The 26,540-nt window shown below is 65.2% G+C and carries 21 protein-coding genes; 15 read left to right on the top strand and 6 right to left on the bottom strand.

Annotation, left to right across the window (positions count from 1 at the left end; genetic code table 11):
• Positions 1-138: 138 nt before the first annotated feature.
• Together JVX91_RS04155 and JVX91_RS04150 are read left to right on the top strand one after the other, a co-directional pair.
• Positions 139-1,632 (top strand): aldehyde dehydrogenase, encoded by a 1,494-nt coding sequence (locus JVX91_RS04155; RefSeq protein WP_205338159.1) that lies wholly within the window; start codon positions 139-141, stop codon positions 1,630-1,632.
• A 157-nt stretch (positions 1,633-1,789) separates the two neighbouring features.
• A complete protein-coding gene (locus JVX91_RS04150) occupies positions 1,790-2,959 on the top strand; it encodes an MFS transporter (RefSeq protein WP_205338158.1) in 1,170 nt (389 codons plus the stop codon).
• On the opposite strand, the gene JVX91_RS04145 is transcribed toward JVX91_RS04150, so the two are convergent.
• From JVX91_RS04145 to dadR, 3 genes are all read right to left on the bottom strand, one after another.
• A complete protein-coding gene (locus JVX91_RS04145) occupies positions 2,956-4,518 on the bottom strand; it encodes a phospholipase D family protein (RefSeq protein ID WP_205338157.1) in 1,563 nt (520 codons plus the stop codon). The genes JVX91_RS04150 and JVX91_RS04145 overlap by 4 nt on opposite strands.
• A 60-nt stretch (positions 4,519-4,578) precedes the next feature.
• Positions 4,579-5,898 carry an FAD-binding oxidoreductase gene (locus tag JVX91_RS04140; RefSeq protein WP_205338156.1) on the bottom strand — a complete coding sequence of 440 codons (1,320 nt, stop codon included), beginning with the start codon at positions 5,896-5,898 and terminating at the stop codon, positions 4,579-4,581.
• A 165-nt stretch (positions 5,899-6,063) separates the two neighbouring features.
• Positions 6,064-6,552: a transcriptional regulator DadR gene (dadR, locus tag JVX91_RS04135; RefSeq protein ID WP_015479539.1), complete on the bottom strand. Its 489-nt coding sequence runs from the start codon at positions 6,550-6,552 to the stop codon at positions 6,064-6,066.
• Positions 6,553-6,723: 171 nt separating this feature from the next.
• Here dadR and JVX91_RS04130 point away from each other — a divergent pair, with 171 nt between their 5' ends.
• The 9 genes from JVX91_RS04130 (at position 6,724) to JVX91_RS04090 (ending at position 16,361) form a co-directional block, all read left to right on the top strand.
• The gene (locus JVX91_RS04130) at positions 6,724-9,288 is read left to right on the top strand and encodes a YdbH domain-containing protein (protein ID WP_205338155.1); all 2,565 of its coding nucleotides are present in this window, start codon (positions 6,724-6,726) and stop codon (positions 9,286-9,288) included.
• Between the two features lie 17 nt (positions 9,289-9,305).
• On the top strand, positions 9,306-9,497 hold the full coding sequence (locus JVX91_RS04125; RefSeq protein WP_024762075.1) for a YnbE family lipoprotein: 192 nt from the start codon (positions 9,306-9,308) through the stop codon (positions 9,495-9,497).
• A gap of 15 nt (positions 9,498-9,512) precedes the next feature.
• The gene (locus tag JVX91_RS04120; protein WP_205338154.1) at positions 9,513-9,857 is read left to right on the top strand and encodes a YdbL family protein; all 345 of its coding nucleotides are present in this window, start codon (positions 9,513-9,515) and stop codon (positions 9,855-9,857) included.
• 361 nt (positions 9,858-10,218) lie between these two features.
• Positions 10,219-11,514 carry a D-amino acid dehydrogenase gene (gene dadA, locus JVX91_RS04115; protein ID WP_205338153.1) on the top strand — a complete coding sequence of 432 codons (1,296 nt, stop codon included), beginning with the start codon at positions 10,219-10,221 and terminating at the stop codon, positions 11,512-11,514.
• The gene (locus JVX91_RS04110) at positions 11,489-11,842 is read left to right on the top strand and encodes a RidA family protein (RefSeq protein ID WP_169935512.1); all 354 of its coding nucleotides are present in this window, start codon (positions 11,489-11,491) and stop codon (positions 11,840-11,842) included. The genes dadA and JVX91_RS04110 overlap by 26 nt, the downstream gene beginning before the upstream one ends.
• Positions 11,843-11,924: 82 nt before the next feature.
• Positions 11,925-13,004 (top strand): alanine racemase, encoded by a 1,080-nt coding sequence (gene alr / locus JVX91_RS04105; protein ID WP_205338152.1) that lies wholly within the window; start codon positions 11,925-11,927, stop codon positions 13,002-13,004.
• Positions 13,005-13,167: 163 nt separating this feature from the next.
• Positions 13,168-13,716: a cupin domain-containing protein gene (locus JVX91_RS04100; protein WP_037009703.1), complete on the top strand. Its 549-nt coding sequence runs from the start codon at positions 13,168-13,170 to the stop codon at positions 13,714-13,716.
• Positions 13,717-13,888: 172 nt separating this feature from the next.
• Positions 13,889-14,317, top strand: a complete 429-nt coding sequence (locus tag JVX91_RS04095) for a cytochrome c5 family protein (RefSeq protein ID WP_345890278.1) — start codon at positions 13,889-13,891, stop codon at positions 14,315-14,317.
• Positions 14,318-14,519: 202 nt separating this feature from the next.
• Positions 14,520-16,361: an acetyl-CoA hydrolase/transferase C-terminal domain-containing protein gene (locus JVX91_RS04090; RefSeq protein WP_240201753.1), complete on the top strand. Its 1,842-nt coding sequence runs from the start codon at positions 14,520-14,522 to the stop codon at positions 16,359-16,361.
• Between the two features lie 146 nt (positions 16,362-16,507).
• On the opposite strand, the gene JVX91_RS04085 is transcribed toward JVX91_RS04090, so the two are convergent.
• Together JVX91_RS04085 and rep are read right to left on the bottom strand one after the other, a co-directional pair.
• Complete coding sequence (locus JVX91_RS04085; RefSeq protein ID WP_205338151.1) at positions 16,508-17,083, bottom strand: xanthine phosphoribosyltransferase; 576 nt, start codon at positions 17,081-17,083, stop codon at positions 16,508-16,510.
• A 333-nt stretch (positions 17,084-17,416) separates the two neighbouring features.
• Positions 17,417-19,426: a DNA helicase Rep gene (gene rep / locus JVX91_RS04080; RefSeq protein ID WP_205338150.1), complete on the bottom strand. Its 2,010-nt coding sequence runs from the start codon at positions 19,424-19,426 to the stop codon at positions 17,417-17,419.
• A gap of 291 nt (positions 19,427-19,717) precedes the next feature.
• On the opposite strand from rep, the gene JVX91_RS04075 reads away from it, so the two are divergent.
• On the top strand, positions 19,718-21,394 hold the full coding sequence (locus tag JVX91_RS04075) for a bifunctional diguanylate cyclase/phosphodiesterase (protein WP_205338149.1): 1,677 nt from the start codon (positions 19,718-19,720) through the stop codon (positions 21,392-21,394).
• Here JVX91_RS04075 and JVX91_RS04070 read toward each other — a convergent pair.
• Positions 21,387-22,772: a NorM family multidrug efflux MATE transporter gene (locus JVX91_RS04070; protein ID WP_205338148.1), complete on the bottom strand. Its 1,386-nt coding sequence runs from the start codon at positions 22,770-22,772 to the stop codon at positions 21,387-21,389. The two genes, JVX91_RS04075 and JVX91_RS04070, sit on opposite strands and share 8 nt — an antisense overlap.
• A gap of 138 nt (positions 22,773-22,910) precedes the next feature.
• Here JVX91_RS04070 and JVX91_RS04065 point away from each other — a divergent pair, with 138 nt between their 5' ends.
• The 3 genes from JVX91_RS04065 to JVX91_RS04055 all read left to right on the top strand — a co-directional run bounded on the left by JVX91_RS04065 (position 22,911) and on the right by JVX91_RS04055 (position 26,468).
• Positions 22,911-23,831: a LysR substrate-binding domain-containing protein gene (locus JVX91_RS04065; protein WP_205338147.1), complete on the top strand. Its 921-nt coding sequence runs from the start codon at positions 22,911-22,913 to the stop codon at positions 23,829-23,831.
• A gap of 69 nt (positions 23,832-23,900) precedes the next feature.
• Entirely contained in the window at positions 23,901-24,809 is a 909-nt protein-coding gene (locus JVX91_RS04060; RefSeq protein ID WP_205338146.1) for an AraC family transcriptional regulator, read from the top strand.
• Between the two features lie 156 nt (positions 24,810-24,965).
• Positions 24,966-26,468: a glucosyltransferase domain-containing protein gene (locus JVX91_RS04055; RefSeq protein ID WP_205338145.1), complete on the top strand. Its 1,503-nt coding sequence runs from the start codon at positions 24,966-24,968 to the stop codon at positions 26,466-26,468.
• Positions 26,469-26,540 lie beyond the last annotated feature (72 nt).

The raw sequence follows: 26,540 nt of genomic DNA, 5'->3' as shown, positions 1-26,540 counted from the left end.
AAAATATTGAAAATTGGCCGCCTCCAGTTTAGGGTTGCCAGCAGCATGCGTTCGCTTCGCCTTGCGATATTTTTGACAGCGCGCCCGCCGCCGGGCGCCTGCACCTAGATAAGTACATTAATAAGAGGACACGTTGTCATGGGTACCCTCACTCGCGCCGATTGGGAAGCTCGCGCCAAGGATCTGAAGATCGAAGGCCGCGCCTTCGTCAACGGTGAATACGTCGACGCCGCATCCGGCGCCACCTTCGATTGCCTCAGCCCTGTGGATGGCCGCTTCCTGGCCAAGGTCGCCAGCTGCGACCTGGCCGATGCCGAAAGTGCCGTGCAGGTCGCCCGTGCCGCTTTCGACTCCGGTGTCTGGTCGCGCCTGGCTCCGGCCAAGCGCAAGAAGGTCATGATCCGCTTCTCCGAGCTGCTGCTGGAGAACGCCGAGGAGCTGGCCCTGCTGGAAACCCTGGACATGGGCAAGCCGATCAGCGATTCGCTGAACGTGGACGTCTCCGGTGCTGCCAACAGCATCCGCTGGAGCGCCGAGGCCATCGACAAGATCTATGACGAAGTCGCCGCTACCCCGCACAACGAGCTGGGTCTGGTGACCCGCGAGCCTGTGGGCGTAGTGGCGGCCATCGTGCCGTGGAACTTCCCCCTGCTGATGTCCTGCTGGAAGCTCGGCCCGGCCCTGACCACCGGCAACTCGGTGATCCTCAAGCCCTCCGAGAAGTCCCCGCTGACCGGTATCCGCGTCGCCCAGCTGGCCATCGAGGCCGGTATCCCGAAAGGCGTGTTCAACGTCCTGCCGGGCTTCGGCCACACCGTGGGCAAGGCCCTGGCCCTGCACATGGACGTCGACACCCTGGTGTTCACCGGCTCGACCAAGATCGCCAAGCAACTGATGATCTACGCTGGCGAATCCAACATGAAGCGCGTCTGGCTGGAAGCCGGTGGCAAGAGCCCGAATATCGTCTTCGCTGACGCTCCGGACCTGAAAGCCGCTGCCGAAGCCGCTGCCAGCGCCATCGCCTTCAACCAGGGCGAAGTCTGCACCGCCGGCTCGCGCCTGCTGGTGGAGAAGTCGATCAAGGCCGAGTTCGTACCGCTGGTGGTCGAAGCCATCAAGGCCTGGAAGCCGGGCAACCCGCTGGACCCGGAAACCAACGTTGGTGCGCTGGTCGATACCACCCAGATGAACAACGTGCTGAGCTACATCCAGGCTGGCCACGACGACGGCGCCAAACTGGTGGCCGGCGGCAAGCGCACCCTCGAAGAGACCGGCGGCACCTACGTCGAGCCGACCATCTTCGACGGCGTGACCAACGCCATGCGCATCGCCCGTGAAGAGATCTTCGGCCCGGTGCTGTCGGTCATCGAGTTCACCGATGCCGAAGAAGCCGTGCGCATCGCCAACGACACTCCGTACGGCCTGGCCGCGGCGGTGTGGACCAGCGACCTGTCCAAGGCCCACCTGACCGCCAAGGCGCTGCGCGCCGGCAGCGTGTGGGTGAACCAGTACGACGGTGGCGACATGACCGCTCCGTTCGGTGGCTTCAAGCAGTCCGGCAACGGCCGCGACAAGTCGCTGCACGCGTTCGACAAGTACACCGAGCTGAAAGCTACCTGGATCAAACTCTGATCCTAGGCTGAAGCAGGTCGGCCCCGATCCAGGGGCCGGCTCTGACAAAGAGCCACACCCGCGGCCGGGTTTCCCTCAGGGAAGCCCGGCCGCTGTGCATTGCGCATCGGGCACCCTCGCGCCTGGCGTGCGCTCCGGATGGAACGGGAGAAAGACAATGCGTTGGGGTCCCTATTTTGCTGTGTGTGCTGCCGTGATCAGCATTGGTCTGGCCTTGGGCCTGACCATGCCGCTGGTCTCTCTGCGTCTGGAAGGCTGGGGCTACGGTAGCTTCGCCATCGGTGTCATGGCGTCCACGCCAGCCGTGGGCGTGCTGCTGGGCGCGATGATTGCCGGCCGTCTTGCCGCGCGGGTCGGCACCCCGTTGCTGATGCGCATCTGCCTGATCTCGGGCGCTTTCTCGGTTGGCCTGCTGGCGCTGCTGCAGAGCTATCCGATCTGGCTGATCCTGCGCCTGCTGATCGGCGTGCAGCTGACCGTGGTGTTCATCCTCGGCGAAAGCTGGATCAACCAGCTGGCCATCGAGAAATGGCGCGGCCGCCTGGTCGCCCTGTACGGCACCGGCTATGCGCTGAGCCAGCTGTCCGGCCCGGTGCTGCTGACGTTCATCGGTACCGCCGACAACCGTGGCTTCTGGTTCGGCGTCTGCCTGCTGATCGGCGGTGCGTTGCTGCTGCTGGGCCGCACCGGCGCGCCCAAGGTCGACCCGCACAGTGCCTCCGGACGCGGGCTGTTCGGCTTCTGCGCGAACCTGCCGGCGATTGCCTGGGCGGTTGTGCTGTTCGCCGGTTTCGAGGCAATGATCCTGACGTTGCTGCCCGTCTACGGCATCCAGCAGGGCTTCACGCAATCGGTGGCGCTGGCGATGGTCAGCACCGTGGTGGTCGGCGACGCGCTGCTGCAGTTGCCCATCGGCTGGCTGGCCGACCGCGTCTCCCGGCAGACGCTGTTCAAGGGCTGCGGCATCGTGCTGTTCCTCAGCAGCCTGGGCATTCCGCTGCTGCTGCACCACGCTGCCATCTGGCCGGTGCTGGTGCTCTTCGGTGCGGCGGCGGGCGGGCTGTTCACCCTGTCGCTGATCCTTATCGGCGAGCGCTACCGGGACGACGCGCTGGTGCGCGCCAATGCGCACATTGCCCAGCTCTGGGGGATTGGCTGCCTGATCGGCCCCTTGGCTACCGGCGCCGCCAGCCAGTGGATCAGCGGCCATGCGCTGCCGTTGGTGATGGCGCTGGGAGCCGCCGGGTTCGTCGTGCTGGTCTCCTACCGTGGCCTGCCGCCGGCAATGCGGGCGACCGACGCGGAGCTGCAGCAGGAGCGCTCCTAGAGCATCTTCTCCAGGCCGATGGCGCCGGCGATCCACGCGTTGAGCCGGCGCCAGGTGTTGCCTGGCTCGCGGTCGATTTCCACCAGCCTGCCGTTACGCTCTTCGATCCAGACCAGCTTCGGCGGATCGCTGTTGGGTGCGATCTTCACCTGGTAGCTGACCTTGGGCGACATACTGGCCAATGCGAGCCGGCGCACCTGGTCGGCCAGCTCCGGGCTGTCGACGATGATGCCGACTTCGGTGTTCCAGAGTACCGAACGCGGATCGAAGTTCAGCGAGCCGACGAACACCTTCTGCTGATCGAACACCGCTGCCTTGCTGTGCAGGCTGGCGCTGCTGGAGCCGCGCACCATCCACGGTGCGCCGGATTGGCGCTGATCCGGATCGGCACGCAACTCATAAAGTTTCACTCCGTGCTCCAGCAACGCCAGGCGATAGGGTGCGTAGCCCGCATGCACGGCCGGTACGTCGGTGGCTTCGAGTGAGTTGGTCAGCAGCCGCACGCTGACACCCTGGCCGGCCCGCTGGGTCAGGTAGTCGACCCCGGCGCTGGTTGGCACGAAGTAGGCCGAGACCAGGATCAGCTCCTTCGATACCCCGTCGAACAGCGGTTGCAACTGGGCGCTGAGCAGTTGTTCCGCGTTCGGCTCGCCCTGATCGAGCACCTTCAACGGCGTGTCCCAGACGGCCTTGCCCTGCGCCCAGACCAGCTCGTCCAGCCAGTTCTGCAGGTGTGGCCGGTCGCTGTTGCGGTTGAGCCGGGCGATGTAGCCATTGCGTTTGACCCGCTCCTTGGCCAGGTAGCGATCCAGCGAATGGCGGACATTTTGCAACTCATCGAGGTCCGGTTCGCTCCACAGGTAATCCTCGATGGGCCGACTGATACGGCTATTCCAGTATTGGTCGAAGCTTTGTCCAAGCGACTGGGCGACCGGGCCGACGCCCATAAGGTCGAGATCGCTGAAGTTCATCTCGGCCTTGGCGTCGAAGTACTCGTCGCCCAGGTTGCGGCCACCGACGATGGCTACGCTGTTGTCCGCCAGCAGCAGCTTGTTGTGCATGCGCCGATGCTGTTCGGAGAGGTTGAACAGGCGCCCGAGGTTGCGCGTGACGCCGGTGCTGCGGCCCAGGTGCAGCGGGTTGAACAGGCGTACCTGGATGTTGGGATGGGCCGCCAGGGTGCCCAGCTCATAGTCCCAGCCGTCGCTGCTGGTGTCGTCGATGAGGATGCGCACACGCACGCCGCGGTCGGCCGCCTTGAGCAGCTCGCGGATCAGCGCGCGGGTGGTCAGGCCGTCGTGCACGATGTAGTACTGGATGTCGAGACTGCGCTGGGCCTTGCGGATCAGTTCGGCGCGCGCGAGAAAGGCGTCGACGCTGGAAGCCAGCAGGTGGAAGCCGGACAGGCCTGGGTGAGCCGCAGCGCGCTCGCTGATCTCATTGTCCAGCGTGGTGCCCTGCACCGGCAGCACGTGCGAAGGCTCCGGCGGGGGCGCACTGGCGCAGCCACCGAGGGCCAGCAGGATCAGCAGAAGGAAGCGTGGAAGCAACGAGGCCATCTCCGACAAGCCCGCCGATGGCGGGCTGCCGGAGATTCTAGCCGCTCGTCGGGGATGCGGTCAGCCCGACAGCGCTTCCTTGAACCGGTACCAGGCCATGCCCAGCGCCAGCAGCGGCGAGCGCAGCAGCTGGCCGCCAGGGAAGGTGATGTGCGGGACCTTGGCGAACAGCTCGAAGCCGCTGCCCTGCTGCCCGGCGATGGCCTCGGCGAGCAGCTTGCCGGCCAGGTGCGTGGCGTTCACTCCGTGGCCGGCATAGGCCTGGGCGAAGTACACGTTGGGCTGGTCCGGCAGGCGACCGATCTGCGGCAGGCGGTTGGCGCCGATGCCGATCATGCCGCCCCACTGGTAGTCGATGCGCACGTTGGCCAGGTGCGGGAACACCTTGAGCATCTTCGGTTGCATGTAGGCGGCGATATCCGCCGGGTCACGGCCGGAGTAATGGCAGGCGCCGCCGAACAGCAGGCGGTTGTCGGCGGAAAGGCGGTAGTAGTCCAGCGCTACACGCTGGTCGCACACCGCCATGTTCTGCGGCAGCAGGGCGTGGGCCTGTTCGGCGGACAGCGGCTCGGTCGCGATGACGTAGCTGCCGGCGGGCAGCACCTTGCCGTCCAGGTAGGGATTCAGACGGTTCTGGTAGGCGTTGCAGGCGATCACCAGGGATTTGGCGCGCACGCTGCCGCCAGCGGTGCGCACGCGCACCTCGCTGCCATAGTCGATGGCGGTGACGGCGGAATTCTCGAACAGTTTCACGCCCAGGCTCTGCGCTGCGGCGGCCTCGCCCAGGGCGAGGTTGAGCGGGTGCAGATGGCCGGAGCCCATATCGACCATGCCGCCGACGTAGAAGTCGGAACCGACGATGGAGCGCATCTGCTCTTGCGGCACCAGGCGCAGTTCGTGGCGATAGCCGAGGCTCTTCAGCTCGTCGAAGTCTTCCTGGAAGCCTTCGACGTCGGAGGGCTTGTTGGCCAGGTCGCAATAGCCCCAGGTCAGGTCGCAGTCGATCTTGTACTGCTCGACACGGCGGCGGACGATCTCTACCGCTTCCAGGCCCATCAGTTTCAGCGCATGCACGCCATCGGCACCGATGACCGGCTCGAACTGCTCCAGACCATGGCCAACGCCGCGGATCAGTTGGCCGCCGTTGCGGCCGCTGGCGCCCCAGCCGATCTGGTGGGCTTCCAGCAGGATCACCGAGAGTCCGCGCTCGGCCAGCTCGATGGCCGTGTTCAGCCCTGAGAAGCCTCCACCGATGATGCACACGTCGGCCTTTTCCTCACCGGCCAGGGGCGGTACTTCGAGGCGGCGATTGACGCTCGCGGCGTAGTAGGACGGGGCGTGACGGTCGGTGTGCACCGGCTGGTGAACGCGGGCGTTCATGTGCGATATCCTGATTTTTGTGTTGTTAAAATTTTACGCAGGATAAACGCCGACTTCCCGCCCAGCCAATAGGCAGTGGCGCAAAAAGCGCCGGGAAGTCGTAAATAAATCGTGTGAGCTTGCCGCGGACGGCGGGGAATCGGTCCGGCTTTTTAGTCCGGCTATTTAGTCGGGGATGGGCAGGGTGAGGCTTTCCTTCACCTCTTCCATCACGATGTAGCTCTTGGATTCGCGCACGTGCGGCAGCTTGAGCAGGATATCGCCCAGCAGCTTGCGGTAGGAGGCCATCTCCGAGATGCGCGCCTTCACCAAGTAGTCGAAGTGACCCGATACCAGGTGGCACTCCAGCACGTGGGGCAGCTTGAGCACCGAGCGGCGGAAGTCCTCGAAGGTATCGCCGGACTTGTAGTCCAGGCTGATTTCGACGAACACCAGCAGGCTGGCCTTGAGGTACTGCGGGTTCAGCCGGGCGTTGTAGCCCATGATGATCCCTTCGCGCTCCAGCCGGCGCACGCGCTCGGTGCACGGCGTGGTGGAGAGGCCGACGCGCTCGCCCAGTTCGGTGAAGGAGATGCGGCCTTCCTCCTGCAGGATGCGCAGGATGTTGCGGTCGATCTTGTCCAGTTCGCGGCGGCTTTGATGCTGGGTTCTCATGGGAAGGACTCTGAAGTCGAGCAATGAGCTTGGGGGAATGTCGGCAATATAGTCGGTTGTGCAGGGAATATCACTGGCATGCCTTGAATTTCCGGCGGCGGACGGCCAGCCTGTAGGCCAATGCTCCGGTCTTCACGGCCGGAATCGCATGTTTTTTCGCCGGAGTTCCGCATGCCGCTTCCCCGTCTGCGCACCGTCCTCCTGCTGCTGTTGCTGATCCTGGCACTGGCGGTCGGCGGCCTGTGGCTGGCGGTTCCGCGCCTGCTGGCGGATGCCGGTGTGAGCGTCGAGCAATGGCAAGGCCTGGGCTTTACGCGCCAGGGTGTGACGGTGGAGCGGATGGCTCTTCAACGGCAGACGCCGGATGGTTCTCGGTTGGCCATTCAGCTACAGGACCTGCGCGTAGGCTGGCCGGAGCGCGCCGATGGCCGCTGGCGCCTGAAGGAGTTCGCCGCCGGTAGCATCGATGTGCGCCAATGGGCGGGACAGGGCGCGGCGGAAGATGACGCCGCGCCGCCGGACCTTGCGCAGCTCAACCGCTGGCTGGCGCTGCTGCCAGGGCAGTTGGCGCTGCAGCGCGTGTCGGTCGAATTGCCCTGCGCCCGCGAACAGCGCTGCACCCTCAATGGCAGCGCCCACTGGCAGCAGATCCAGGGCGGCGCCGCGGCGCTGGGCGGCGAGCTGCGCCAGGGCGGCCAGCAGCTTGCCTTCAACGGCCTGCTGCAACCGGGCGACGGCCAGTGGCGCCTGCAACTGAACACCTACCTCGACAACGAACAACTGCTCACCCTCGACTCCAGTTGGGCGCCGGGCAGTCGCCAGCTCAGCGGCCGCATTGCCAGCCCGGCGGTGCCACCGGTGCAGGCTGTGCGTAACTGGCTGGGCATGTGGTTGCCGACGCCGAACCTGCCGCTGCCGGTCCCTGAAGCCGGACGGCTGCGCTTCAGCTGGGATGTCCAGGTTGCCGGCGATTCGGCCTGGCCGGATTGGCCGGGGCTGCGCGACGGCCGGGGCAGCGCCGATCTTTCCCTGCAACTGCCGGAGCCCTGGCCGCTGCCGGGCCTTGGCAACCTGCAGGGCGACCTGCGGCTGATCGCCAGCGCGATCGGCATCGGTTGGCGGCCCACGGTGGTCGGCGGCGATCTGCGCCTGTCCGATCTCTACGGTGACTGGTTGCAGGCGCTGCCGGTCGGCTTGCGTCCGGCGCGGCTGACGCTGCACATGGAGCCTGGGGTCGATGAGGAGGCCGGCAGTGTGCGCGCCGAGCTGCGGGCCACCGGCGCCGCCGATCTGCGCTTGCGCGCGCGTATGGCATTGCTGGATGCCGCGCCGCTGGCACTGCAGCTGGATGACGCGAAACTCGAAGGCAAAGTCCCCCATCTCGAGGTAGCCGGGATGCGCGTCGACGACAGCCGCTTGAACCTGAGCTTCGCTGGCCGCGTGGACCAGCAGTCCGCCAACTTCGCCGTCGCCGATGGTACGCAACTTCAGGTCGGTGCCCTGACCGGACCGCAGTCGCTCAAGGCGAGCAAGTCCAGCGCCGCTCTCGGCAAGGGTACGTTCGACCTCGGCTATGCGCCCGATACACGCGCCACTCTGCAACTCAATGCGCCGCTGAAACTGGCCGTGGGCGAACTGCGCCAGCCCCACGTCAAACCCCTTTCCTGGAATGCCATCGGGACGCTGGCGGCGAGCCTCGACAGCCAGCAGTTCAAGGGCCGCCTGTTGAACAGCGGCGGCCTGAATGCCGACGTCGATCTGAACAACTCGGCAAAGCAGGGCGCTGCCCTGGTCGCACGCCATCCGGAATTCTTCCTGCGCAGCGGCAATCCACTGGAAAAATCCCTCGCCGACTGGCCGGCGCTACTCAGCCTGAATAACGGCAAGGCCAGCTTCGACCTGAGCTGGCGCCTGCCGCCGGGCAGCTCGCCGCAAAGCCTGGACCTCAATCTGCGCGGGCAAGGTCTGGACGGCGTGTACGACCGCAGCGAAGTCCACGGCCTCGACCTCCAGGCGAAATTCGCCCTGAAGGGCTCGCAGATGGAACTGCAACTGCCGCAGGTGAAAGTCGCCTCGCTCAACCCCGGCGTGACGCTGGGCCCGCTGTCCCTGCAGGGCAACTACAAGGGCTCACTCGAGGCGCCGCTGGGCGGGCGGGTCGACTGGCAGCAGGCGGAGCTGGCGCTGTTCAATGGCCGCGCCTGGCTGCCGGCCGGTGCCGTGGATCTTTCGACCCGCGGGCAGGGTCTGACCCTGAAGCTGGAAGGGCTGGCGCTGGAGACGATCCTGGCGGCCTACCCGGCGGAAGGGTTGTCCGGCACCGGCATCATCGACGGCAACCTGCCGCTGGGCCTGCACGACGGCAAGCTGGTCATCCAGGGTGGGGAAGTGGCCGCACGGCAGCCGGGCGTCCTGCAATTCCGTTCGGAAAAGATCCGCTCGTTGGGCCAGAGCAACCCGGCCATGCAGCTGGTGGCCACGGCCATCGACGATTTCCGTTACGACAAGCTGAGCAGCCGCGTGGATTATGATGAATCCGGCAAGCTGCTCCTCGCCCTGAGCCTGAGCGGGCGCAATCCCGCGCTGGAGCAGGGCCGGCCGATCAACCTCAACGTCAACCTGGAGGAGAACGTGCCCAAGCTGCTCACCAGCCTGCAACTGAGCGACCGGGTCAGCGACACCATTCGCAAGCGCGTGCAGGAACGCCTGCGCAACGACCCGGCCGCCGCGCCATGACCGCAAGGAGAATCCCGATGCGCCTTCGCGCCGTTTTACCCTTCCTGCTCCTGGCAGGCGTGGTCCAGGGCTGCACGCCCACCGTGCAACTGGCCGCGCCCAAGGAGCCGATCAACATCAACCTCAACGTGAAGATCGAGCACGAGATCTATATCAAGGTCGACAAGGCGCTCGACGGCATCATCAACGAGAACAGCGGCCTGTTCTAAAGAAGGAGCCTTTGCATGAGATTGCACCGCAAACTGGGCGTCGCGCTGGTCGCCCTCTGCCTGAGCCTGCCGGTCATGGCGATGAGCCTGGAGCATGCGATGTCCGCCTTGGGCGGCGCCAAGTCCCAGGGTTTGGTCGGCGAACAGACCGACGGCTACCTGGGCGTCGTGAAGAATGGTGGCGAAGCTGCCGATATCGCTGCGCAGATCAACGCCGCGCGTCGCGCCGAATACCAGAAGGTTGCCGGGCAGAGCGGCGCCAAGCTCGCTGACGTCGAAGCGCTGGCTGGCAAGAAGGCGATCGAACGTACGCCTTCGGGTCAGTACGTGCAGGTCAATGGCCAGTGGGTGCGCAAGTAAGCGCACCAAGGGGATTTCCCTGCTCGCCGCCGCTTGTCGCGACGAGCAGGGGCTGCTCTCCGAAGAGCAGGTAATTCCCGCGCACGTCGATCTCGGCGAGAGAAGTTCTGGTCGAACCTTCCCTGTTCGCTATTTCCTCTGGATATGGTGAAATTTTCGCCACATGTTCGACCACTCGGTCTAGGGCGAAAAGCCCATAATTCCGGTGGATGTCCCTCCGCAAAAGCGAATTTCGCCAGGATTTTTCGTCAAATACCGCATCGCAATCAGTGAATATCGCTGAGCCTGACTTCCTATACTGCGCGCATCTACGTTCAGAATAAGAAACGTCCGCGCCCCTGGCGCGACGTAGGAGGCAAAGATGCGCGTTCTGGTGCTTGGCAGCGGTGTGATCGGTACCGCCAGTGCTTACTATCTCGCCCGTGCCGGCTTCGAAGTGGTCGTCGTCGACCGCCAGCCCGGCCCGGCCCTGGAAACCAGCTTCGCCAACGCCGGCCAGGTGTCGCCTGGCTACGCCTCCCCCTGGGCCGCCCCGGGCATCCCGCTCAAGGCCATGAAATGGCTGCTGCAGACCCACGCCCCGCTGGCCATCAAGCTGACCGGCGACCCCAGCCAGTACACCTGGATGTGGCAGATGCTGCGCAACTGCAACGCCAAGAGCTACGCGGTGAACAAGGAGCGCATGGTGCGTCTGTCCGAGTACAGCCGCGACTGCCTCGACGAGCTGCGCGCCGAGACCGGCATCACCTACGAAGGCCGCTCCCTGGGTACCACCCAGCTGTTCCGCACCCAGGCGCAGCTGGACTCGGCCGCCAAGGACATCGCCGTCCTGGAAAGCACCGGCGTGCCCTATGAAGTGCTCGACCGCGCCGGCATCGCCCGCGTCGAGCCGGCCCTGGCCAAGGTGGCGGACAAGCTGGTCGGCGCTCTGCGTCTGCCCAACGACCAGACCGGCGACTGCCAGATGTTCACCACCAAGCTGGCCGAGATGGCCAAGGCCCTGGGCGTGGAATTCCGCTTCGGCCAGGACATCCAGCGCCTGGACTTCGCTGGCGACCGCATCAACGGCGTCTGGGTCGATGGCCAACTGGTCACCGCCGACCGCTACGTGCTGGCGCTGGGCAGCTACTCGCCGCAGATGCTCAAGCCGCTGGGCATCGACGCCCCGGTCTACCCGCTCAAGGGCTACTCGCTGACCGTGCCGATCACCAACCCGGACATGGCGCCGACCTCGACCATTCTCGACGAGACCTACAAGGTCGCGATCACCCGCTTCGACCAGCGCATCCGCGTCGGCGGCATGGCGGAAATCGCCGGCTTCGATCTGTCGCTGAACCCGCGTCGCCGCGCCACCCTGGAAATGATCACCACCGACCTCTATCCGGAAGGCGGCGATGTCAGCCAGGCGGAATTCTGGACCGGCCTGCGCCCGGCTACCCCGGACGGCACTCCGATCGTCGGCGCTACCCGCTACCGCAACCTGTTCCTCAACACCGGCCACGGCACCCTGGGCTGGACTATGGCTTGCGGCTCGGGTCGCTACCTCGCCGACCTGATGGCCAAGAAGCGTCCGCAGATCAGCACCGAAGGTCTGGATATCTCCCGCTACGGTTCCATTTCGGAGGCTCAGAATGGCCATCCAGCGCCTGCACACTAATCAGCGGATGAGCCAGGTCGTCGTCCACAACGGCACGGTGTACCTCGCCGGCCAGGTGGCGGATGACCTCACCGCTGGTGTCGAGCAACAGACCCGCGAAGTCCTCGCCAGCATCGAGCGCCTGCTCGATGAAGCCGGCACCGACAAGTCGCGTGTCCTCTCGGCAACCATCTACCTGAAGGACGTCGCCGCCGACTTCGCCGGCATGAACGGCGTCTGGGACCAGTGGGTCCCGCAGGGCTGCGCCCCGGCGCGCGCCACCGTCCAGGCGGCGCTGTGCTACCCGGAGATCCTCGTCGAGATCTCCATCGTCGCCGCACTGCCCTGATCGTTTTTGCGTGGCCCGGCCGGAGCGCCGGGTTTTTTTCGTCTGCAGTTTCGTACCACGTTGATAAAAAGAGAGCCTCGCCATGCGTCCCGCCCGTGCCCTGATCGATCTCGCCGCCCTGCGCCACAACTACCGCCTGGCCCGTGAAGTCACCGGCGCGCGAGCGCTGGCCGTGGTCAAGGCCGACGCCTACGGCCACGGTGCAGTGGTCTGCGCCCGCGCCCTGGAAGGCGAGGCTGACGGCTTCGCCGTGGCGTGCATCGAGGAAGCGCTGGAGCTGCGCGAAGCCGGCATCCGCGCGCCGATCCTGCTGCTCGAAGGTTTCTTCGAGGCCAGCGAGCTGGAGCTGATCGACGCCCATGATTTCTGGTGCGTGGTGCACTCGGCCTGGCAGTTGGAAGCCATCGAGCGCGCGCGCCCGAGCAAGCCGCTGACCGTCTGGTTGAAGATGGACTCGGGCATGCACCGCGTCGGCTTCTTCCCGCAGGACTACGCCGCCGCGCTGGCGCGCCTGAAGGCGCTGCCCCACGTGGCCAAGGTCGTGCTGATGAGCCACTTCTCCCGCGCTGACGAACTGGACTGTGCCCGCACCGAAGAGCAGGTCGCCGCCTTCCAGGCCGTGCGCGAAGCCGCAGGCCAGGGCCATGAGATCAGCCTGCGCAACTCCCCCGGCATCCTCGGCTGGTCCGAAGTGCCCAGCGACTGGGTGCGTCCCGGCATCATGCTCTACGGCGCCACTCCGTTCGAGCAGGCCCATCCGTTGGCGGGCCAACTGCGCCCGGTGATGACCCTGGAATCCCAGGTCATCAGCATTCGCGAGCTGCCGGCCGGCGAGCCGGTGGGGTACGGCGCGCGCTTCATCGCCGACCGCCCGGTACGCGTCGGCGTGGTCGCCATGGGTTACGCCGACGGCTATCCGCGCCATGCGCCGGACGGCACGCCGGTGTTCATCGACGGAAAGCCCAGCCGCATCATCGGTCGCGTGTCCATGGACATGCTCACCGTGGACCTGACCGACCTGCCGCAGGCCGGCCTGGGCAGCCGCGTCGAACTCTGGGGCCCGAACGTCCCCGCCAGCCAGCTGGCTTCCCTGTGCGGCAGCATTCCCTACCAGCTGTTCTGCAACCTCAAGCGCGTCCCGCGGGTCTATAACGGCGAGTGACGGATACCGCCCGTAAAGTTTGCGCAGGATCGTCGGGCGATCTGTTGTAAATACTGAACGGTGTTGCCATGATACGTGGCACTTGGAACCCGCTCGGCTCAAGCCGCTGCGGGTTCTGCCTTTCAGAGCCTGCCTGATCACAAGAATAAGGAGGACCCCACCCTTGGACGTCGGTGCTCGTCTGCAAGCCATCCGTAAGCTCAAAGGTTTGTCCCAGCGCGAACTCGCCAAACGGGCGGGTGTGACCAACAGCACAATCTCGATGATCGAGAAGAACAGCGTCAGCCCCTCCATCAGTTCGCTGAAGAAAGTGCTGGGTGGTATTCCGATGTCCCTGGTCGAGTTCTTTTCCCTCGATCTTGAGCAGAGCAGCAACACTCCTGTGGTCTACAAGGCAGACGAACTCAGCGACCTGTCCAGTGGCTCGATCATCATGAAGCTGATCGGCAAGGACTACCCCAGTCGTGCCATCACCCTGCTCGACGAGACCTATCCGCCGGGTTCCGACACCGGTGACGACATGTACGCCCACGAAGGCGAAGAGACCGGCGTACTGGTCGAGGGCCGCCTGGAACTGACCGTCGGCGACGAGACTTTCGTCCTTGAATGTGGCGACAGCTACTATTTCGACAGCACCAAGCCGCACCGCTTCCGCAATCCGTTCGAAACCCCGGCACGACTGATCAGCGCGACCACACCGGCAAATTTTTGAACAGCCGGTAGGACCGGCCAGACCAGCTGCGACCTAATGCCGCAAAGGCGGGCAAGGTGGCGCAATTGTTTCGAGCTTCCCGGCTTTGCCGTTATACTTGCGCCCGCTCGCGCGGCCCGAGACTGTGACTGCACCGCGACCGGGCGTGATAAGCCACGATGAGGGTGAAAGGGTGAACCTGATTAGAAAAATCCTGGCAGCCCAAGCTGCCGTGCTGGCCCTGTGGGCCGTAAGCGTTCAGGCCGCGACCAACGATGACGCCATCGCCAAGCGTCTGGAACCAGTGGGCAAAGTCTGCGTCCAGGGCAAGGAATGCGAAGGCGTTGGCGCCGTGGCTTCCTCCGGTGGCGGCGGTGCTCCGCGTTCTGGCGAAGAGATTGTCGGCAAGGTCTGCACCAACTGCCACGGCAGCGGCCTGCTGGGCGCGCCGAAGGTTGGCGACAAGGCCGAGTGGGACAAACGCGCCAAAGAGCAGGGCGGTCTCGACGGCCTGCTGGCCAAGGCCATCTCCGGTATCAACGCCATGCCGCCCAAAGGCACCTGCGCTGATTGCACCGATGATGAGCTGAAAGCTGCGATTCATCACATGTCCGGCCTGTAATAGCCGAGCTGTGCGAAAGAGCCGCCTCCGGGCGGCTTTTTCATGCCCGCAATCTTCTATCGAGAGTTGTCGGAGCATCTCGCGGCAAATCCGGTCCAAACTCCTGTCATCGCCCGTGGAAGCGAACCAGGAGGAAAGCCCGGTGCAATCCTGCTCAATCGAAATCGCTGTCGAACAACTGCTGCAGCGCCTGGACGGTCACATCCGTCTCGGCCTGCCGCTGGGGTTGGGCAAGCCGAATCATCTGGCCAATGCGCTGTACCGGCACATCCGCGAGAACCCGCGGCGACAGCTGACCATCTACACCGCGCTGTCCCTGGGACGACCGCAGGCTGCTGGCGAACTGCAGCGGCGCTTCCTCGATCCCTTTGTCGAGCGCATCTACGGCGACTATCCCGAGCTGGACTACCTGCACGACCTGCGCAAGGGTGCGCTGCCGGAGAACATCCGAGTCGAGGAGTTCTATCTCCAGCCCGGCAGCCTGCTGGACAGCGCTCCGGCACAGCAGAACTACATCAGTTGTAACTACAGCCACGTCGCCCGCGACATCAACGCCAAGGGTGTCAATGCCGTTGCCCAACTGGTGGCGCGCGACCCGGCGCGGCCGGGCAAGCTGAGCCTGGCCTGCAACCCGGACATCACCCTCGACTTGCTGCCGATGTTGCGGCGGCGCCGCGCGGCCGGCGAAACCATCGTCACCATTGGCGTCGTCCATGACCAGTTGCCGTACATGCCGGGCGACGCGGAAGTGGACGAGGACTTCTTCGACCTGCTGATCGACACCCCGGTGGACAGCAGCACACTGTTTTCCACGCCCAATCTGCCGGTTGGCTTGCAGGATCACTGCATTGGCCTGCATGCCAGCGCGCTGGTGCGGGACGGCGGCACGCTACAGGTCGGTATCGGTTCGATGGGTGATGCGCTGACTTCTGCGCTGCTCACCCGTCAGCGCAACAACGAAGGCTATCGGGCTTTGCTCGACAGCATCGAGGCCACCTCGCGGCATCCAGGGCTGATCGGACGGGACGGTGAAACGGGCGTCTTCCAGCAGGGCCTATATGGATGCAGCGAGATGTTCGTTCCCGGATTGCTGGCGCTGGCCGAGGCCGGCGTGCTTACCCGGCGCGTGACCTCTCGGCCAGGTGCGGCGCCGGGCGAAGCGGGCGTCTGGCTGCATGGCGGATTTTTCCTCGGTCCACAGGCGTTCTACCGGCGGCTGCGCGAAATGCCGGTCGAGGAGTTGGCGGGCATCGGCATGACCGGTATCGGCTTCGTCAACAACCTGTACCGCGACGAGGAGCTCAAGCGCGAACAGCGCCGCGATGCGCGCTTCATCAACAGCGCCTTCACCGTCACCCTGCTGGGTGCCGGCGTGGCCGATCAACTCGAAGACGGCCGAGTGCTCAGTGGCGTAGGCGGGCAGTACAACTTCGTCGCCCAGGCCCATGAGCTCGAAGGTGGGCGCTCCATCCTGATGCTGCGCAGTTGGCGCGAGTCCGAGGGCGAGCTGAGCTCCAACATTGTCTGGAGCTACGGCCATACGACCATTCCCCGCCACCTGCGCGACATGGTGGTGACCGAGTACGGCATCGCCGACCTGCGCGGCAAGAACGATGCGGAGGTGATCGCCGCCCTGCTGGCCATCGCCGACTCGCGCTTCCAGGACGAACTGATGGCCCAGGCGCAGGAGGCCGGCAAGTTGCCGAAGGATTTCGAACTGGATGCGAGTTACCGCAGCAACACTCCGGAACGCCTGCGTGAAGCGACCCGCGGGCTGCGCAATCTGCTGCCGGAATTCCCGCTGGGATGCGACTTCACCGAGCACGAGCGTGACCTGCTGCGCGCGCTGAGTTGGCTGAAGAGCAAGCTGCGCCTGAGCGAAATCCTCGAACTGGGCAAGGCGACGCTGGATGCGCCGGAGCCGGAGACTTTCCCGGACCACCTGGAGCGCATGGGCTTGGCCAAGCCGGAAGGATTACGCGAGGAGTTGTACCAGCGCCTGGTACTCGCCGGTCTGAAAGCCAGCGCCGAGCCGGACTCGTAGGAGCGGACCTTGTCCGCGAATGCATCCGGCCGCATGACCGTGTGCCGGTGGATCGCGGATAAGATCCGCTCCTACGAAACGCGTTCTTTTCAGGCATGAAAAAAGGCGGGCCCTCTCGGTATCCGCCTTTTTCGTGGAGCGCAGGATCAGTCTTCGAGGAACTCGACCTGACCATTGGCCAGGGATTTCACACGAGCTAGGGACTCCACGCGGTAGCCTTCGCTTTCCAGCAGTGCGCGGCCTTCCTGGAAGGATTTCTCGATCACGATACCCAGGCCGGCGATGCTGGCGCCTGCCTGCTGGATCAGGTCGATCAGCGCCTTGGCGGCGTGGCCGTTGGCGAGGAAGTCGTCGACGACCAGTACGTGGTCGGCGGCAGTCAGGTGCTTGGCCGAGATGGCGATGGTGCTTTCGGTCTGCTTGGTGAAGGAGAAGACCTTGGAGATCAGCAGGTCGTTCTTCAGCGTCAGCGACTGGAACTTGCGGGCGAAGATCACCGGAATACCCAGTTCAAGACCGGCCATGACGGCGGGGGCGATGCCCGAGGCCTCGATGGTGACGATCTTGGTGATGCCCTGGTTCTTGAAGCGTTCGGCGAATTCGTGGCCGATCTGCTTCATCAGCGACGGGTCGATCTGGTGGTTGAGGAAGGCGTCTACCTTGAGGACCTGTTCGGAGAGAACGATGCCTTCGCTGCGAATTTTGTCTTTGAGAGTGTTCACGGGGGTGCTTCCGGAGCGGCTGTCGCTGATGAAGCGCGTAATTCTACAATGCCCGAGGGGTTCTGCGCGACGTTCCGACCAGTGCAATTGCTGATCGAGTGGACAGTTTTTCGATGGGCGGAAGTGCACAGATCGCCTGTCGGGAGATACCTGCCTGGGCTTTGCCCTCTCCCTAACCCTGGCTGCGCGCCTCGCTCCGAAGGGAGAGGGGACTAGTTGGCTGCAGGGTCAAACTGATGTGTTAGCTGGCACGGAGAGCTCCCTCTCCCTTCAGGGAGAGGGCGGGGGAGAGGGGCTACGGCACGAGGCGGAGCGGGGGAAATCCGCCAGACCTCAGCGCTTGAGCATCGCCCGAATATCCGCCAGCGCCGAATTGCCCTTGGCCACCTTCACCTCCTGCGGCGCGTCCTCCAGGCCTTCCCAGACCAGGTCTTCGGGTGGCAGCTCGTCGAGGAAGCGGCTGGGCGAACAATCGATGATCTCGCCGTACTGCTTGCGCTTGGCGGCGAAGGTCATGGCCAGGTTCTTCTTCGCCCGGGTGATGCCCACGTAGGCCAGGCGCCGCTCTTCCTCGATGGTGTCGGCCTCGATGCTGGAGCGGTGCGGGAGGATTTCCTCTTCGACGCCGAGAATGAACACGTAGGGGAATTCCAGGCCCTTTGAGGCGTGCAGGGTCATCATCTGCACGCCGTCGGCGCCTTCTTCCTCTTCCTGCTGGCGTTCAAGCATGTCGCGCAGCACCAGCTTGGCGATGGCCTGCTCGATGGTCATGTCGCCTTCTTCGTCGCGCTCCAGGGTGTTCTTCAGCGCGTCGATGAGGAACCAGACGTTGCCCATGCGGAAATCGGCGACCTTGTCGCTGGATGCGTTCTGCCGCAGCCAGTTCTCGTAGTCGATGTCCATCACCATGCTGCGTAGCGCGCCGATCGGGTCACTGCCGGCGCATTGCTCGCGGACCTTGTCGATGAAGCGCTTGAAGCGCTGCAGGCGCTCGATGTAGCGGGCATCCAGGTGTTCGGACAGGCCAAGTTCGCCGGAGGCATTGAACATCGAGCAACCGCGCTCGGTAGCGTAGTTGCCGAGTTTCTCCAGGGTAGTGGAGCCGATCTCGCGGCGCGGCACGTTGATCACCCGGAGGAAGGCATTGTCATCGTCCGGGTTCACCAGCAGGCGGAAGTAGGACATCAGGTCCTTCACTTCCTGGCGTCCGAAGAAGCTGGTGCCGCCTGACAGGTGATAGGGAATCTGGTGGTGCTGAAGCTTCAGCTCGATCAGCTTCGCCTGATAGTTGCCCCGGTAGAGGATGGCGAATTCGCTGTAAGGCCGCTGCGTCTTCAGGTGGATGGTGAGGATTTCCATGGCTACCCGCTCGGCCTCGGATTCCTCGTTGCGGCAGCGGATCACCCGGATCGGATCGCCTTCGCCCATCTCGCTCCACAGCTGTTTCTCGAACACGTGGGGATTGTTGGCGATGAGGATGTTGGCGCATTTGAGGATGCGGCTGGTGGAGCGGTAGTTCTGCTCCAGCATCACCACTTTCAGCGAGGGAAAGTCGTCCTTCAGCTGCATCAGGTTTTCCGGGCGCGCGCCGCGCCAGGCGTAGATCGATTGGTCGTCGTCGCCCACCACGGTGAAGTGCGCGCGCTGCTGCACCAGCATCTTCACCAGCAGGTACTGGCTGGCGTTGGTGTCCTGGTATTCGTCCACCAGCATGTAGCGCACGCGGTTGCGCCACTTGTCGAGGATCTCCGGGTGCTCCTGGAACAGCTTCACCGGCTGCAGGATGAGGTCGTCGAAGTCCACCGCGTTATACGCCTTGAGCGTGCGCTGGTAATGCAGGTAGACCATGGCCGCGGTCTGTTCCTTGGGGTTGCGCGCCTTTTCCAGCGCCTCCTCCGGAAGGATCAGGTCGTTCTTCCAGCTGCCGATCAGGTTCTTGATCTCGTCCAGACCGTCATCGCCGGAATACTCCTTCTGCATGATGTCGGTCATCAGCGCCTTCACATCGCTCTCGTCGAAGATCGAGAAGCCGGGCTTGTAGCCCAGGGCCGCGTGTTCCTTGCGGATGATGTTCAGGCCCAGGTTGTGGAAGGTCGAGACGGTCAGGCCCTTGCCTTCGCCCGGGCGCAGCAGGGTGCTGACGCGCTCCTTCATCTCGCGGGCGGCCTTGTTGGTGAAGGTCACGGCAACGATGTACTGGGCGCGGATGCCGCATTGCTGCACGAGGTACGCGATCTTGCGGGTGATCACGCTGGTCTTGCCGGAGCCGGCGCCGGCCAGCACAAGGAGGGGGCCGCCGACGTAGTTCACGGCCTCTTGCTGGCGGGGATTGAGTCGGGACATGAAGGGCGGGGAATCGGTAGCGAAGCGGGGGCGTATTCTAGCAGGCCGTGCCGAGCGTCGGGGTGCCGCTTGGAATCGCGGCGATCTGTGACACGCTCGTACTTCTTTGTTTTGGATAAATCTGCACTTGTATTAGGCTTGTGACAGCATTTCTTGAAGAAAACTCTTAAGAGTTTCTCTGAAGCTTCGTCTACATCCGGTGGAGCCGGATGGCGCGGCTTCAAAACCGGGAGAGGCGGACGCAGGGACGGTGTCCGGGATTCTTCCATTTTTCTAGGACATGGGGGTCACTTGGCAGCGTCGGTCGAACCAACGCGCCTGCTCCTGCTGGCGGAAACGCCGCAGTGGGCCCAGCTACTGCGCGGTCATCTGGCTGCGTTGGGCCAGAGCTATTCGCTGATCACCGCCCCGTCCTGGCAAGCAGCCAGCAGCCTGTTCGATGAGAACCAGGTTGGCCTGGTCCTCGCCACCCCCGGCAAGCTACCGTCCTCCCACCAGTGTCATCTGCCGCTGGTCCTCTTGCTGGAGCGCGAGCCCGCGGAAGAACCAGTGGGCGTCGCCGACTACCTGGTGGCCGAATCGCTCAATGTCGAGGTCCTGCGCCGTACCCTGCGCTACGTGCGTGAGCGTGCCTCGCTGGAACATACGCTGCAGAGCCTCGCCGAGCAGGATCCACTGACCGGCATCGCCAACCGCCAGGGCTTCCAGACGTTGCTCGCCGCGCGGTTGAGCGACAGCGATGGACGTGGCCTGGCGCTCGGCCACCTGGACCTGGACAACTTCCGCCACGTCAACGACGCCCTCGGCCACCAGGCCGGCGACCGCCTGATCCTGCAGGTGGTGGCGCGGCTGAAGGCTCAATTGGACAACGGCGACCATATCGCCCGCCTGGGCAGCGACGAATTCGCCCTGCTGCTGGACACCCGCCGCGATCCGGCACGGGTGGAGAAGATCGCCGAGCGTATCGTCGAGTCCCTCGGCGAGCCCTATTGGGTCGAGGGTGAAAGCCTGCTGATGGGCTGCAGCCTGGGCGTCGCCCATGCCCGCGCCGGCGATGCCGCCGACCCGCTGCTGTGGCACGCGCACATCGCCATGCAGCAGGCCAAGTCGCGCCAGGGCTGCACCTTCCACGTCTTCGACGAACGCATCAACCGTGGCGCCCGCAGCCTCGCTGATCTGGAAAGCGAACTGCGCCGGGCGCTGCGCCGCGACGAACTGGAACTGCACTACCAGCCACGCCTGGACCTGCACAACGGCCAGATCGTCGGCCTCGAAGCCCTGGTGCGCTGGCGCCATCCCGAGCGTGGACTGCTGACGCCGGGCGACTTCGTGCCGCTGGCCGAGGAAAGCGGGCTGATCGTGCCGCTGGGCTATTGGGTCATCTCCCGCGCATTGCGCGACATGCAGTGGTTGCGCGGCCGCGGCCTGCCACCGCTGCACATGGCGGTGAACCTGTCGTTCCGCCAGTTCCAGGACAGCCAACTGCTGCCGACCCTGGAGCGCCTGATCCGCGAGCGCGGCGTCGATGCCCAGTGGCTGGAATTCGAACTTACGGAAACCGCCGTGATGCGCCGCAGCGATCAGGTGCTGCAGACCATGCAGGCCCTCGGTCGTCTGGGCGTGCGTTTCTCGCTGGACGATTTTGGCACCGGCTTCTCCTCCTTCGTGCACCTCAACAGCTTGCCGATCACCCTGCTGAAGATCGACAAGAGCTTCGTCGGCGGCATGCACGAGCGCCCGGAAAACCTGCAACTGGTGCGGGCGATGATCAACCTGGCGCATAACCTGAACCTGGAAGTGGTCGCCGAAGGCGTCGAGACCGCCGCCCAGCAGGACGAGCTGCGCCAGTTCGGCTGCGACCAGGTGCAGGGCTTCTGGATCAGCCGCCCGCTGCCATTGTCGGAGCTGGCGCGTTTCCTGGTCTTCGGCGCCAACCGCGCGCTACGCCTGCAGGACTCGGTCAGCTAGCGACCAGCGCCGCCCCAGACCTCTGCGGGCGTAGCAGGCGCGAGGTCTTCGCCTCGAACGCCAGTGTCAGCCCGATGGCCGCGCAGGCCAGCCCGGAAGCCAATCCCCACCACACGCCGCTCGGCCCCCAACCCAACGGGAAGGTCAGCAGCAGTGCCATCGGCACGCCCACCAGCCAATAGCCGGCCAGCCCGACGAGGAAGGTGGTGCGCGCGTCCTTCAGGCCGCGGATCGCGCCCATGGCGATGCACTGGGTGCCGTCGAACAGCTCGAACCATGCAGCGATGGCCAGCAGGCTGACCGCCAGTTGCACCACATCGCGGTTGGCCGGGTCGTTGTGGTCGATGAACAGGCCGATGACCAGTTCCGGCGCCAGCCAGAACAGCGCGGCGAAGGCGAACATGCAACTCGCGCCGAAGCCGATGCCCAGCCGCCCGGCGCGGCGCGCCTCGACCAGTCGGCCGGCTCCGTAGTGCTGGCCGATGCGGAAGGTCACCGCGTAGGAAATCCCCATGGGCACCATGAAGGCCACGTACACCGACTGGATGGCGATCTGGTGCGCCGCCAGCGCGGTGCTGCCGATCACGCCCATGCACAGCGTCGCCACGGTAAACATGCCCGACTCCACGGCGTAGGTGCCGCCGATGGAAATACCCAGCCGCAGCGACTCGCCGATCACCTTGAAGTCCGGCTTCGACAGGCCGGCCAGCAGCGGGTAGGGCGCATAGGCACGGTGCCAGCGCAGGTACAGGGCGAAGATCACCGGCAGCGCATTCATCACCACGGCGGTGACCATGCCGATTCCCGCCAACCCCAGGCGCGGCAGGCCGAACAGTCCTTCGATGAAGGCGTAATTGAGGGCGAAGTTGGCCAGCGCGCCGATCAGGCTGATCGCCATGACCGGACCGGGCCGCTCGATGGCGCTGGTGAAGCCGCGCAGCACCATGAAGGCCATGTAGCCGGGCAGGGCGAAGACGATGCTGTGCAGAAAACTCAGGGTGCCGGCGACCGTTTCCGGAGCCTGGCCGAAGGCGATCAGGATCGGCCCGAGGTTCCACAGCAGCAGGCCCGCCAGCAGCGCCAGCGCACCGCCTATCCACAGGCCGGCCTGGGTCGCTTCGACTACGCCGCGTGTGTCCTTCGCACCATGCCGGATCGCCACCAGATTGCCGGTGGCGGCCACCACGCCGACGCAGAAGGTCGAGATCAGCGCATAGGTAGATGCACCCAACCCACCGGCGGCCAGCGCCTCGCGGCCGAGCTTGCCCATCATCACGGTGTCGGTGAACACCATGGCCACATAGGCCAGCTGCGCGGCGATCAGCGGGCCGGCGAGGCGAAGGATGGCGGCAAGTTCGTCACGGTACAGGCGTTTCATGAGTCAGGCTCAGCAAGCGGCAGGCGCCGCATCGTGGATAGTCCCCCATTCTCCGGCGCTCGTGGATGCGGGCACAAAAGGAAAAATGCGATGCTATCCATGAGTCATACTCATGCCTGAGCGATTTCGGAGCCCGCCATGAACCGCCAGTTGCCGCCGCTGTACGCCCTGCGCGCCTTCGAGGCTGCCGCCCGGCATGCGTCCTTCACCCGCGCCGCCGAGGAGCTGGCGATCACCCAGAGTGCGGTCAGCCGGCACATCAAGACCCTGGAAGAACACTTCGCCTGCCGGCTGTTCCAGCGTCGTGGCCGCCAGCTGGAACTGACCGAAACCGCGCGGATGCTGCTGCCCGGCTTGCGCGATGGCTTCGATGCGCTGGAGCGCGCCTGCGCCAGCCTGCGCGCGGAGGAGGGCGTGCTGCGCCTGAAGGCGCCCTCGACCCTGACCATGCGCTGGCTGCTGGCGCGGCTGAGCAAGTTCCGCATGCAGCACAGCGATATCGAGGTGCAGCTGACCAGTGCGTGGATGGACGTGGACCGCGTGGATTTCGTCCACGAGCCCTTCGATTGCGCGGTGCTGCTCAGCGCCGGGCACTTCCCGCCGGACTGGGAGGCGACGCTGTTGTTCCCCGAATGGCTGATCCCGGTGGGCGCGCCGGATCTGCTGGTGGACGGCCCGTGGGACGCCGAGCGCCTGGCCGGCGCCGAACTGCTGCATCCCACGCCCGACCGCCGTGACTGGCGGCGCTGGCTGCAACGCATGGACCTGGGCGAGCGGGTGTCGCTCAAGGGCGGACAGGTCTTCGACACCCTCGAACTGGGCATCGTCGCCGCCACCCGAGGCTACGGCGTGTCCATCGGCGACCTGGTGATGGTTGCCGAGGATGCCAATCAGGGGCGACTCGCCTTGCCCTGGCCCAGCGCGGTGGCCAGCGGCGAGAGCTATTACCTGGTCTGGCCCCGCGCCCGCCGACACCAGAAGCGGCTGCGTCGTCTGCGTGATTTCCTCCAGGCGGAGGTCCAGGCCATGCAATTGCCGCCGGTGGTACTGCTTGAATGAGTCGGACCGGCGTTTACAGGTCGCGCGCCGTGGGTAATCTGTAGGCCCTTTCCTCCGCCATCGGCTGCCATGAACTCGATCGATCGCCTCATCCAGTTGGCCGGCCTGCGTGGCAGCCTCGACCTGCGCTGTCAGTTGCAGGGTGACTGGGCGCTGGACCACGAGCCGCTACCGGCTGGCGTGGCGCAGTACCACATCGTGCTGTCCGGCCATTGCCAGGCGGAAATGCCCGACGGCAAGGTCCTGCGCCTGGCCGCTGGCGACATCCTGGTGCTGCCTGGCGGCGCTGCTCACGTGCTGCGCAACGAGGGGCGGCGCGTGGCGCCGACGGTCCCGCAGATCAGCGAGGCTGGTTTCCTGCCACTGCATCGTATCGGTCGCGAGGGCGATACGCTGGATATGCTCTGCGGCAGTTTCCATTACCAACCTGAGTCGTTGCTGATGGGCGCTCTGCCCGAATACCTGAAAATCGCCAGCGATTCGTTTGCCCAAGGCGACCAGCTACCGGCGCTGGTCGGATTGTTGCGCGGCGAGGCGGACGCCAACCGGCTTGGCGCGCGGGTGCTGGTGGACGCGCTGTCTTCGGCGCTGTTCACGCTGATCCTGCGGGTATATCTGCAGGAAAACGCACCCAGCGGCGGCACCTTGGCGCTGCTGGGCGACAAGCGCCTGGGTCGTGCCTGGCAGGCGATGCTGAACGATCCCGCCCATGCGTGGACCATCGAGGCGCTGGCCGAGCGCGCGAGCATGTCTCGTGCGACGTTCATGCGCCAGTTCACCCAGGTTTCCGGGGAGTCACCCTGGGCGCTGCTGACCAAAGTGCGGATGGGTCTGGCCTACCGCCTGCTGGCCAGCTCGCAGATGAGCCTCACCGACATCGCCGCGCAGGTTGGCTACCAGTCCCAGGCGGCTTTCACCAAGAAGTTCCGGGACACCTATGGCGACGCTCCCGGCCGCGTGCGCCGCGCGCTGAACTAGCCCAGCTGCAACCCCGGCCGGGCTCGCTCGGCCATGGCTCCCGTTCCAGCGGGGTGCTTCGGACATTGCTTGCAGCAGCCCGGGATATTTCATACCTCGGGCCCACCTTTCCCGCTCCTACACTCGCCGTTCTGCTAATGATGGGTGGCGTCGAGAATGGATGTGGAAACCGCCTGGAGTCGATTCCCGAACCGCGCTGGCACCCGGTTCATTGCACTGCTCGCCGTCGTGCTGTGCTGCCTGCTGGCGAGCAAGGGGCTGGCGTTGTTGCCTGGCTACATGCTCGACGACTACCTGCACTCCGACACCTTTTCCGGTCGGCAATTGGCATACCTCAGCCAGGGCCGTTTCACCGAGGCGGCGTTGGCGACGCTTTCGAATGCCCTCGGGCTGCGCTGGACCGAGATCTACCTGTTCAACCTGGCGCTCTCCTTCGTTGCCTACGCGTGGCTGATCGGCCGCTTCGTCAGCGCGCTGGTCCCCGAGGGCCGGGCATTTGCCGCACAACTGCTGGGTGGCGCCCTGATCGCGGTGCACCCCTTCTTCACCGAGTTACTCGCCTTCCGCAACGCCGACGTCAATACGCTCTGCTTCGTCGGATTGCTGTGCCTGTTCCTGCAGGCCTGGCTGGGGATCGATGCTCGCGCTGCCCTAGCGCTCCAGTGGCGACGCCAGGTGGTGGCGGCGGTGGCGTTGACGTTGTCCATCGGCGCCTACCAGGCGGCACTGCCGTTGGCTGGCTGCGTGGTCATGCTGATCGTGTTCCGGCGGTCCCTGGATGGGCCCGCGTCGGGGTTCATCGCTCGCTACGCGGGCCAGTGGCGAACCTTGCTGCCGCTGGTAGGGGCAACCTTGCTGTATGCGCTGGTCAACGGCGCGATTCGGATGCTATTGCCCAATGCCACGGGGGATGCGCGGGGCAAGATCGCGGGCGCGCAGGAGCTGGCGCAGCGCCTGCCGCAGGTGGTGGACCTGCTCGCGGAACTGCTTTACCGCGGGTCGTCGTTCCAGTCCGCGGCGCTCAGCGTGACGATCCTGCTGATGCTGGTGTTTTGCGTGCTGCGGATGCGACACCTTGGTCCGACCGCTCCCTGCGTGGCCGCTGCCATGTTCCTGGGCTTGCTGCTGGCGTGCGTGCTGCCGCTCGCGCTCGCCGGCCAGTGGTGGCCGGTTTACCGGGCGCTGCCGGGGGTGGCTTTCCTGGTGGGCGGCCTGGTCACGCTGGGGCTGGGCGCGAAGGAGCGTCCGCCTCTGGCGCTGCTGCTCGGCGTAGCCGTGGTGGTGTGGGGCCTGGCGGGGCAGAGCAATCGCATTCTCTTCGACCAGTGGCGACTCAATCGGTGGGACATGAATCTGGCGGCGCAACTGCTGCTCGATCTCGAGAAGTCCTACGGCCAGGTGTTCCCCCAGGCCGTCAGTCTGGTACCGCCGCCGGTGTCGATCCACCAGACGCCCCTGCTGAGCGCCATGAAGGACCATGGGGTTTCGGGACTGCAACTGACGAAGTACCAGTCGGGACTGTTCCGCGAGGCTACCGGCCGGAGTATTCGCGTGGTGCCACCGGACACCACGGCAGTGCTGTATTGCCAGGCATCCCCACGTTGGCCGGCGGCGGAAGCCGTGACGCTTCGCGGCGAGGTGATCTATGTCTGCCTGTAGCGACGAGCCCGCGGCGCCCACAGGCATGTCCTGACGCGGACGCAATTGTCCGTGTCGTTCCAGTCGCAGAGC

Source organism: Pseudomonas sp. PDNC002 (assembly GCF_016919445.1).
GTDB lineage: Bacteria > Pseudomonadota > Gammaproteobacteria > Pseudomonadales > Pseudomonadaceae > Pseudomonas.
The sequence above is the reverse complement of the archived record's forward strand: the minus strand, read 5'-3'. Positions and strand labels throughout refer to the sequence as shown.

What these genes read in the sequence shown, in the direction of transcription:
- JVX91_RS04130 (WP_205338155.1), top strand. Translation starts at nt 6,724, where the DNA reads ATGCCGCTTCCCCGTCTGCGCACCGTCCTCCTGCTGCTGTTGCTGATC.
- JVX91_RS04060 (WP_205338146.1), top strand. Translation starts at nt 23,901, where the DNA reads ATGAACTCGATCGATCGCCTCATCCAGTTGGCCGGCCTGCGTGGCAGC.
- alr (WP_205338152.1), top strand. Translation starts at nt 11,925, where the DNA reads ATGCGTCCCGCCCGTGCCCTGATCGATCTCGCCGCCCTGCGCCACAAC.
- JVX91_RS04110 (WP_169935512.1), top strand. Translation starts at nt 11,489, where the DNA reads ATGGCCATCCAGCGCCTGCACACTAATCAGCGGATGAGCCAGGTCGTC.
- JVX91_RS04125 (WP_024762075.1), top strand. Translation starts at nt 9,306, where the DNA reads ATGCGCCTTCGCGCCGTTTTACCCTTCCTGCTCCTGGCAGGCGTGGTC.
- JVX91_RS04150 (WP_205338158.1), top strand. Translation starts at nt 1,790, where the DNA reads ATGCGTTGGGGTCCCTATTTTGCTGTGTGTGCTGCCGTGATCAGCATT.
- JVX91_RS04065 (WP_205338147.1), top strand. Translation starts at nt 22,911, where the DNA reads ATGAACCGCCAGTTGCCGCCGCTGTACGCCCTGCGCGCCTTCGAGGCT.
- JVX91_RS04145 (WP_205338157.1), bottom strand. Translation starts at nt 4,518, where the DNA reads ATGGCCTCGTTGCTTCCACGCTTCCTTCTGCTGATCCTGCTGGCCCTC.
- JVX91_RS04070 (WP_205338148.1), bottom strand. Translation starts at nt 22,772, where the DNA reads ATGAAACGCCTGTACCGTGACGAACTTGCCGCCATCCTTCGCCTCGCC.
- JVX91_RS04140 (WP_205338156.1), bottom strand. Translation starts at nt 5,898, where the DNA reads ATGAACGCCCGCGTTCACCAGCCGGTGCACACCGACCGTCACGCCCCG.
- rep (WP_205338150.1), bottom strand. Translation starts at nt 19,426, where the DNA reads ATGTCCCGACTCAATCCCCGCCAGCAAGAGGCCGTGAACTACGTCGGC.
- dadR (WP_015479539.1), bottom strand. Translation starts at nt 6,552, where the DNA reads ATGAGAACCCAGCATCAAAGCCGCCGCGAACTGGACAAGATCGACCGC.
- JVX91_RS04120 (WP_205338154.1), top strand. Translation starts at nt 9,513, where the DNA reads ATGAGATTGCACCGCAAACTGGGCGTCGCGCTGGTCGCCCTCTGCCTG.
- JVX91_RS04055 (WP_205338145.1), top strand. Translation starts at nt 24,966, where the DNA reads ATGGATGTGGAAACCGCCTGGAGTCGATTCCCGAACCGCGCTGGCACC.
- dadA (WP_205338153.1), top strand. Translation starts at nt 10,219, where the DNA reads ATGCGCGTTCTGGTGCTTGGCAGCGGTGTGATCGGTACCGCCAGTGCT.
- JVX91_RS04155 (WP_205338159.1), top strand. Translation starts at nt 139, where the DNA reads ATGGGTACCCTCACTCGCGCCGATTGGGAAGCTCGCGCCAAGGATCTG.